At 41.0% G+C, this 9,026-nt stretch carries 9 protein-coding genes, 1 rRNA gene and 1 pseudogene; 7 read left to right on the top strand and 4 right to left on the bottom strand.

The features are described from left to right. Positions 1-268: pseudogene (locus AYJ08_RS03845) on the bottom strand (hypothetical protein); the annotation flags it as partial. Positions 269-360: 92 nt separating this feature from the next. Between AYJ08_RS03845 and AYJ08_RS03840 the strand changes: the two are divergent. The 3 genes from AYJ08_RS03840 (at position 361) to AYJ08_RS03830 (ending at position 3,434) form a co-directional block, all read left to right on the top strand. Beyond that, positions 361-972 carry a DUF4190 domain-containing protein gene (locus AYJ08_RS03840; protein ID WP_064016658.1) on the top strand — a complete coding sequence of 204 codons (612 nt, stop codon included), beginning with the start codon at positions 361-363 and terminating at the stop codon, positions 970-972. A 241-nt stretch (positions 973-1,213) separates the two neighbouring features. After that, positions 1,214-1,756 carry an RNA polymerase sigma factor gene (locus tag AYJ08_RS03835; RefSeq protein WP_064016657.1) on the top strand — a complete coding sequence of 181 codons (543 nt, stop codon included), beginning with the start codon at positions 1,214-1,216 and terminating at the stop codon, positions 1,754-1,756. Continuing rightward, positions 1,743-3,434 (top strand): YcdB/YcdC domain-containing protein, encoded by a 1,692-nt coding sequence (locus AYJ08_RS03830; protein WP_064016656.1) that lies wholly within the window; start codon positions 1,743-1,745, stop codon positions 3,432-3,434. The genes AYJ08_RS03835 and AYJ08_RS03830 overlap by 14 nt, the downstream gene beginning before the upstream one ends. Before the next feature lie 57 nt (positions 3,435-3,491). Here the strand turns inward: AYJ08_RS03830 and AYJ08_RS03825 are convergent, their stop codons facing one another. Continuing rightward, positions 3,492-4,013: a DUF84 family protein gene (locus tag AYJ08_RS03825; protein WP_064016655.1), complete on the bottom strand. Its 522-nt coding sequence runs from the start codon at positions 4,011-4,013 to the stop codon at positions 3,492-3,494. A gap of 188 nt (positions 4,014-4,201) precedes the next feature. On the opposite strand from AYJ08_RS03825, the gene dapF reads away from it, so the two are divergent. Next, entirely contained in the window at positions 4,202-5,068 is an 867-nt protein-coding gene (gene dapF / locus AYJ08_RS03820; protein ID WP_064016654.1) for a diaminopimelate epimerase, read from the top strand. A gap of 115 nt (positions 5,069-5,183) precedes the next feature. Here the strand turns inward: dapF and AYJ08_RS23805 are convergent, their stop codons facing one another. Then, the gene (locus AYJ08_RS23805; protein WP_003338667.1) at positions 5,184-5,324 is read right to left on the bottom strand and encodes a hypothetical protein; all 141 of its coding nucleotides are present in this window, start codon (positions 5,322-5,324) and stop codon (positions 5,184-5,186) included. Positions 5,325-5,636: 312 nt separating this feature from the next. On the opposite strand from AYJ08_RS23805, the gene AYJ08_RS03815 reads away from it, so the two are divergent. Next, entirely contained in the window at positions 5,637-6,782 is a 1,146-nt protein-coding gene (locus AYJ08_RS03815; protein ID WP_197490575.1) for a cysteine desulfurase family protein, read from the top strand. 12 nt (positions 6,783-6,794) lie between these two features. Next, positions 6,795-7,994, top strand: coding sequence for a tRNA uracil 4-sulfurtransferase ThiI (gene thiI, locus AYJ08_RS03810; protein ID WP_031413168.1), 1,200 nt, complete (start codon positions 6,795-6,797; stop codon positions 7,992-7,994). Positions 7,995-8,107: 113 nt separating this feature from the next. Here thiI and AYJ08_RS03805 read toward each other — a convergent pair whose 3' ends face one another. Beyond that, entirely contained in the window at positions 8,108-8,395 is a 288-nt protein-coding gene (locus AYJ08_RS03805; RefSeq protein WP_064016652.1) for a hypothetical protein, read from the bottom strand. Positions 8,396-8,884: 489 nt separating this feature from the next. Between AYJ08_RS03805 and AYJ08_RS03800 the strand changes: the two genes are divergently transcribed. Further along, a 16S ribosomal RNA gene (locus AYJ08_RS03800) occupies positions 8,885-9,026 on the top strand; the annotation flags it as partial.

Raw genomic sequence — 9,026 nt, 5'->3', positions numbered from 1 at the left:
GTTCATGAGTTAAGTGCCAGTTTTGCAAAATTTCGGAGGCGTTGCCATGTAGAAGAGAGTGGGAGTAGACCTCTTGGCTATTTTGTAAAAGCCAGGTAGTAAACTCTTCATCTGTGATTTCATATACATTTGCTAAATTATATTCAAAGCAATCTTGTAGTGTTAAATTTTTGCCAAAGGATCGATTCAAAAAAGGGACAATACTGCTAGGATCGGTAACTGTACCGTCAATATCAATGCCAATTTTTAGTGATTTTTTGTTTGTCATCTCCTCGCCTCCTGAGTAAATTGTACACCGAAGACAGAGAATAAGGCTACTTCCTTCATTTCATCCTGATTAAAAAGGGGTTGGAGCACAGCATGGGTAACGATCAGAAACGACGTTTACGTGGTGAGCAGAAGGAAGCGAGGACTGCTCAAAGCCGCAGAGACAAAATTGATACCAAATCGTATGATACGGAGCTAGCTCAGGATTCATGGATGCGGGCTTCGCTTGAGCCAGGCGCTACCCAAACGAAGGGGAATGTTGAATATAATCCTTTGACACAGACGGAGCGCTATTCAGGCGATCAAAATCAATCTACACAAGCGGTGGCGAAATCTTCTCAGGTCAATAATAATGATTCCATGTCGTATCGAAATGATGTCTCAACAGAAACAGCTGCGGAAATCGCCGAGCCATACCGTCCGACACGGTTACGCAATGGCGATAATTCTAGCTTGCGAGAAGCAAGACAAGCTGAAGATAAGGATGGCAATTTAGTCCAAGGTAGCGGAATAGGAATGGTAGGATTAGGTTCCTCTATCTTGTCCTTGTTCCTGCTACCTTATGTTCTAGGCCCTCTGGGAATTGTGCTGGGATTCCTAGCTTATCGTCGTGAGGCAAGAACAATGGGGACGTGGGCTATGGTTATCGGAGCTCTTGCATTTGTAGGAGCACTCTTAATTTATCCGTATTACGCTGCCCGGTAGATCATTATTATCGACAAATAAAGCAAAGCGAGGGGCTGACTTGTAGGTATTGAACCTGCAAGGCTAGCCCCTCCTTTGTGTTAAATAAAGGGAAAATACGAAGAAAAGTGCTAATCTTGCAACTGATGCAGAGATTTTTACCATTTAGATTTGGAAATGTGTAACTTTCAATTCTTACATTCGACTATTATCTTTAGCCGTGAGAATAAAGGAATCACAATATGAATAGGAGGAGCTGCATTTGTATGAGGAAGAAGAAAGGAATAGGCAGATTGGTCTTATCTATGAGCAATATTATCGTGATGTCTACCACTTTATGATTTATTTTACGGGCAATCGGAGCGTCGCTGAGGATTTAACTCAGGAGGTGTTTCTTCGTGTTTTAGACTCTCTTAAGAGCTATGAGGAGAGGGCGAGCATGAAGACGTGGATTTTGAGAATAGCGAAGTATGTAGCCATTGATCATTCACGTAAAAAGCGTATTCGTGCATGGTTTGGAATGGAGACAATTAATAAAATGCCCTCAAAACTCGGACAACCTGAGGAGGAATATGCAGGGAAAGAAGGGCGAAGACATGTTGTAGAAGCCGTACTTCGGATGAAACCCAAATACCGTAGTGTTCTGATCCTACATGGTTTAAAGGAATACAACATCAAAGAAACAGCAGAAATTCTAGGCTGTAGTGAAGGAAAAGTAAAGGTTGATTATCACAGAGCAATGAAGGAAATGCGGAGATTTTTAGAGGGGGACATAGAAGGGGGCTGGATCAATGAATATTCATAATGATAGGGAATTAATAGATGAAGTCCGAAGCAGCTTTGATATCAGACCCAGACAGGAATTTGCTAACGCCCTCAAAAAAAAGCTCCTGGATGCACAAGAAAAAAGAAATGGGAGAGCTCATATGGCCTCAGTAGTAAAAAAATGGACGATATCTGCCGCTGCTGTATTAGTGTTAGCAGGAGGGGCTCTGATTTGGAAGCAAGGAACCAATATTACGGCGGCATTACCATTTTTACATTCGATTCTACTTAAAGACAAAGATACCCAAGTAACTGAGGTTGTAGGGATAGCGGCACAGACAGTAGAAAAATTATACAAAGAATTTCCAGAGATGCGTGGGTCAGAACAGCTTATATTTCTTGAAACCTCTAAAGAAAGTCAAAGAAGAGAGTATTATCTTGCATTTCGGAAGAGAGAGAATGACAATGTGGTTTTATACCGCGATGTAAGCATTGATAGCCAAAATGGATTGCTTCTTTCTTACAGTGACAATCTCTTAGATGAGGACGACAAAAATGTAGCTAATCCAAAAGAGGCTTCGGTAAAAAAGGCAACTACTTTTTTACAAGACTTTCTTGGACAATCTTTTGAGGAATACCGAATAGATTCTGTAAATGTTGATAAAAAAGGGACACGAATCCGATATGTAAGATTTGTAAATAATCTTCCTGTGAAAGGTATGGACTATCGAGTCTATCTAACTGGAGACGGAAAGATAGTAAGAATTAGTTCAGGAGAAGTGGCAGGATTGCTAACAGAAAAGCCGATATTTCCTAATCCGTCTATTGGTTTGGACAAATTAATAATCGAAAGAAACTTTGCTGCATACATGAAATTGCAATATAAAAAGAGAGAGGGTCAGAATGAATTCAGCTTATTATACGAAGATGATTCCATTGGGTATTTTAATGCTTTAACTGGAGAAGAGATAAAAGTAACAGATTATTCCCCTTATCGTAAAAGTTATTCACCCACTATTCAAGTAAATCCAGGTGGTAAGCAGGTTAAGATTAAGTCAGCACAGGAGGTTCCTGATGCGTTAGCCCAGTTCGGTATTGATTGCAAAGGAGCCGTATTTAAAGTCCAACCTCATTATAGCTACATGCCTAAGGAAATGGCGGGATATGAAACAAAATGGAAGAACAAAAAAATGATAGTGATAACAATGGATGGGATAGTTAGTGAATTTATAATAAGTAAGCCTACAGAAGAAACAGGGGGCACAAAGCTGTCAGATCAAGAGCTTGAACAAAGAGCGTTAGCTTATCTTCAACAGTATATGACAAAAGGGATAACGGAAGTAAAACGATATATAACTAGAGGGGATTCAAAAGAAGATAAAGAACAAAAGATGAAATTCGTATTCACGTATAAAGGCGTAGTCGTTCCTAGTCATAGATATGATCTTACAATTGATAAAACTACTGGCGAAATTCTCTCCATTTCATTAGAAATGGTTAAAGAAAATTTTACGAAAAATTGGCCAGACCCAACCAATGCAATATCGCCGGCAGAGGCAGCGGCGATCTATTTGAAACACCGGCCTCTCACTCTGACATACGTTTATCCAGTGAAAGATGGAAACATGCAACAAACCCCGATCCTTGCCTATACGGCTATACCAAACAATAGAGGATCAGGAAGTATTGATGCGATAACCGGCAAATTTGAAGAATAGTAGAAGATCAGAAAGCATCACCAGAGTCCTCATCCTATGTAGGGTGAGGACTTATAATCAGCGATACAAAACGGACTCAAACGGTGTAAGAGCGGCGATTACCGCTTCTTTAAAAACATGAGCGCGAGTAATTTTACCATTTGTAAAAAGACCGTATGCTCCCTCTTTGTGATTACTATTACTTGTTCCTGATAACCTATCAATCACTTCGCGTAATTCCCTACCCGATCTTTTCATATCCTCTCCAATATGATTAGGGATGGGAAAAGAAAGTCCTTTTCCAATATATAAAGTTTCCCCATTCCAAGCGGCACAGATGGAGATGAGATACCACTGTTTCGTATAGATAGCATCAAACGTTAGACCACCCTCTAGTCCGAAGCCTATCTCAGCATTAGGGACAGCCTCAAGGGCTAGCTTGGCCCGCGTAATGGCTCCTCTAATCGTTTCATCCTCAGATAAAGGCTGCTCAGCTACTCCAGAAGGCACACTGACACACTGAGGCTGAATGCCAGTAGCTAAAAAGATGGCTTTCTGTTTAGCCTGATTCTGACTTCCTAAAGCAAGCGTTTTATACAATAGTTTTCACTCCCGCCTTTTGCTTCTTGATTATTATAACAGGTTGGAAGTGTATCTATTAAAAGTGCATGTTAAAGCTTATCGAATAGATTTCTTTCATAAAAACGAAACAAGCTGTAAAGAAGAAATCATGAATGACATCGCCTGTGATACAATGAGAAAAAATATCGGAATGGTGGGAGTCGGGCATGAGGTTTACGAAAATGCATGGGATAGGCAACGATTACGTATATGTTAATTGTTTTGAAGAGTCTCTTACGAATGTAGATTTGCCGGAACTTTCACGAAGAGTAAGCCAGCAACACTTCGGAATCGGGGCAGACGGTTTAATTTTGATTATGCCTTCAACAATAGCAGATTTTCGGATGAAAGTATTTAATAACGATGGTAGCGAGGCCCGCAATTGTGGTAACGGACTACGTTGCGTGAGCAAGTATGTTTTTGACCATGGCTTAACGAAGGAGACATCCTTTACCATTGAAACAAATGGGGGCATTGTTACACCGGTTGTACATATAGGTGCGGATGGAAAAGTGGAGAAGGTGACAGTTGATATGGGAAAACCACGTTTATTGCGCGGACAAATCCCTATGGCAGGGGCCCCCGATACTAAAGCGATTGGTGAACAGGTGCAAATCAACGGGCGGACCTTTACTTTCACAGCAGTTTCTATGGGGAATCCTCATGCAGTGATTCTTACGGATAAAATCTCCGAAGAAGAAGTAACCACCTATGGTCCATTACTAGAGAAACATGCTTTATTTCCTGAAAGAGCGAACATTGAATTTATTTCCATAAATACACCTTCTGATATTACCTTTCGTGTATGGGAGCGAGGCTCTGGAGTGACACTTGCTTGCGGAACGGGAGCATGTGCTGCATTAGTAGCCGCTGTTTTAGAAGGAAAAGCAGAGCGAATGGCCACGATACATTTACTGGGAGGCGATTTGCAGATAGAATGGCGTGAGGACGATCAGCATGTTTATATGACAGGTCCAGCCACCGAGGTATTTGCAGGTGAGTATTTTGGAGCATTGCCGTTACTAGATCAATAGCATCCTTCATTTTAGATAAAAGAGGGCAAAAAAGTGGTTATCTCCTTATCGTGTGAGTAACCACTTTTCCTATAGAAACTAGCCATTAGACATATCCGAATTTTCATGTTCATCTTTAGTTGTATACCTCTGTTAAGACATCGTGGGAGGTTTCATCATCAATATAGATTTGCTTTGATTTTTCTGCCTTTTCAACCTCTTGCTTTAGCTTTTGCAATTCATCCTCCATTTGTTTGATTTTTTCCATTACTGTCATGATAAGGTCCCCTTTCTAGTTGAATTTATTGATAATTCTAACAAGTATAAAGAAGTGTGTAAAGCGGCGATCTTTGTTGAAAACGTTTACAACTATGACTTAAATGTGAACGAGCGCTTGGTAGATTCATTCGACTGATGGTTAGGATAAGACAAGAAGCTGCTTTTTATACCAAAGGACGGCTAACGACCTACAGCAATTACCAAGCCAAAGTAAAGAACTACAGCATGAAGGTAGTTGTAAAAACAAACAATATGGTATGATGTAAGACAGTTCGACCCAGATTTGAATTGTAGGAAGGGTGTCTTTGCCGTGATTTACCTGGATAACAGTGCCACGACCCAACCCCATCCGCAGGTGATTGACACCATGAAGCGGACTATGGAAGCATATTATGGGAATCCTTCTTCCTTGCATCGTTTGGGAGTAGAGGCAGAGAATGTTTTAAAACAGGCTCGTCAAATTGCTGCCCGCGCTTTGCAAAAGAAACCAACAGAGATTTTCTTCACTTCCGGTGGCACGGAAAGTAACAATACAGCAATTAAAGGTGTAGCCATGCGGTATCGTGAGCGTGGTCGCCATATTATTACAAGCCAAATAGAGCATGCCTCTGTTTTGGATGTTTGTAAACAGCTAGAGGAATTTGGCTACGATGTAACTTATCTTCCTGTTAATAAGGAAGGGAGAGTCTCCCTAGAAGATGTGAAACAGGCTATGCGCCCCGATACGATTCTTGTATCTATTATGCATGTCAATAATGAATTAGGGACTATCCAACCGATTAATCAGATTGGTACATATCTGAAGCTGTTTCCTAAGGTTATCTTTCATGTCGATGCAGTACAAAGCTTTGGAAAGGTACCCCTTCGTATAAATGAGTGGGGAGTTGATTTGCTAAGCTTATCTGCTCACAAATTTCACGGTCCTCGTGGTGTTGGTATTCTTGTAAAACGTGAGAATATGCTGATTGAGCCTTTATTAAAAGGTGGAGGTCAGGAAAGTGGACTGCGTTCCGGTACGGAAAACATCCCCGGAATTGCAGGAATGGCAAAAGCCATGCGTTTAATCGAAGAGACTGCTACACAGGATATGTCTAGGCTAAAAGAGATGCAGCAACGTTTAAGAGAAGGAATTCAACAGATTCCTGGATGTATAATTAATTCTCCTGAAACAGAAGCGGCACCTCATATCATAAATATTTCCGTGCAAGGGATGAAAGCCGAGGTTTTGTTACATGCCCTGGAAGCGGAAGGATTCTGTGTGTCTACTCGTTCCGCTTGCTCAGCTAAGTCTGATGAGCCAAGTCCAGTATTGGTAGCAACAGGAATGAGTCGCGAACAGGCCAAATCTTCTTTGCGAATAAGCCTAGGTAAACAAAATACCATGGATGACGTGGAGAAATTTTTAGTAGCGCTGCAAACATGCAAAAATCGCATTTTACCATATACAAAAGTGTAGAGGATGACAGCAATGAACTATGATGTAATTTTGATTCGCTATGGCGAATTAGCACTAAAAGGACGTAATCGAGATCAATTTGAAGATACGCTGATGAGAAATGTCCGTAATGTACTGGAGGTTCATCCATCGGTGGAGGTATATCGCCGGTACGGGCGGATGTATGTTCAATTGAATGGAGAGAATGCATACGAGGTAATGGAGAAGTTACAAGCAGTGTTTGGAATTACCTCCATTAGCCCAACGATTCAGGTTGAACAAACAGAAGAAGCTATTAAAGAAGGAACGCTTCGCTTGGTTCAGTCTCTGACCCCTGCTCCGCGTACCTTCCGTGTAGACACGCGCAGAGCTGATAAACGTTACCCAATGGCTTCGATGGATGTTAATAGAATGGTAGGGACACATCTCCTACGAAATATCGAAGGACTCAAAGTAGACCTTCATCAGCCAGAAGCTTCTGTTAAGATTGAGATCCGTACGGAAGGTACCTTTATTAGTAGTGAAACGCTACCATGTGCTGGAGGATTACCTGTAGGCGCTAGTGGAAAGGTCTTGCTTCTATTATCAGGGGGCATTGATAGCCCTGTCGCTGGCTGGATGACGATGAAGCGTGGTGTAAGATTAGAAGCCATTCATTTTCACAGCTACCCGTACACTAGCGAACGAGCTTTGGAAAAAGTAAAGGACTTAGCGCAAAAGCTTACCAAATGGGGTGGCTCCGTCCGCTTGCATACGGTACCGTTCACAGTCATTCAAGAAGCAATCCGTGAACATTGCCCTGAGGAGTATAACATTACAATTATGCGCCGTTTTATGATGCGTATTGCTGAAAAAGTTGCGCAAAAACGAAAGGCTCTAGCACTTGCTACAGGGGAAAGCTTGGGACAAGTAGCTTCACAGACTCTAGAGAGCATGTATACGATTAATCATGTGGTCAAAATCCCAATCCTACGTCCGTTGGTTGCAATGGATAAGTCAGAGATTACGGAAATTGCTCGCAACATTGACACGTTTGATCTCTCTATTTTGCCATATGAGGATTGCTGCACGATCTTTACTCCTAAGAACCCTGCTACTCGCCCACGAGTAGAGCTAGCGGAGAGATATGAGCAGAAGCTTGATGTTGAAGCATTGGTAAATGACGCTGTTGCGCGTACAGAATTAGAAGAAATTACAGCAAAACCGCGTGATGTTGTGACTGATTTATTTTAAATAAAAAAAGAGACCTTCCTTTTACTAATTAGGAAGGTCTCTTTTCGTGTACATGAAAACGAGTATTTATCATTTCAAGGTTAGTTGACCCTAATTTGCGAGGGAGGCGAATATTATTGGGGTTCAATATCCTGATTAGAGTCACTGTGTGTAGGATGGGCTCCAGGATACTGGCGTGGTAATTCCTGATGTAGCTGTCTTGTTTCATAGGTAAATCGGGTGGTAGTAGAATGTTGACCGTTTTCCCAACCAGTTGCTTTTCCTAGCTTTTCTTCATTTGTGGCAGCACCAAAAGGGCCTTCTGGAAACTCTTCTTGTAAAATCTCGTTTCTTTGAGATTCAACAGTGGATAGTTCTTTATAATCCTCGGCGGATTCCTTTGTTTTTTTGTAGTAAGACATTGCTATGGTCTCCTTTTAAATAGATGTTTATAAAATAGGATGTCCTTGTTTTATATAAGCTGTGCTTTTCTAGTAATGCCAATTTTTCCTTGACTAAACGGATTGGGAAATGTATAGTATAGAACTGTTCTAAAGAAGATATTTATAAACAAATATGGCTTATATTGCAGTACGTGTTTAGTATTGTTAAATAAAATCAGTTATATATGAAGATGTTTTTAGTTAGCTTAAAAAAATCTTTTTAAAAAGTGTTGACTTAATAGAATGAATTGTGCTATAGTAATAAACGTAGTCGCGAGCGAGTCGATGAAAAACAAAAAAGTTTTTTGAAAAAAGTACTTGCAAAGTGACGATTGATATGATACAATGAATAAGCTTGTCTAGGTAATTTGATTTAGAGAGATGAGAATGATCTTTGAAAACTGAACAGTAAAATGTTTGATAGAAACACTAGCCAAGCAAGTTTTGAAGCTTTGATCAAGAACTACTTTAATGGAGAGTTTGATCCTGGCTCAGGACGAACGCTGGCGGCGTGCCTAATACATGCAAGTCGAGCGAGGGTCTTCGGACCCTAGCGGCGGACGGGTGAGTAACACGTAGGCAACCTGCCTGTAAGACTGGGATAACATAG

Origin of the sequence: Brevibacillus sp. SKDU10 (assembly GCF_001645205.1) — a bacterium.
Lineage (GTDB): Bacteria > Bacillota > Bacilli > Brevibacillales > Brevibacillaceae > Brevibacillus_B > Brevibacillus_B halotolerans.
This window is presented reverse-complemented; position numbering and strand designations above follow the sequence as displayed.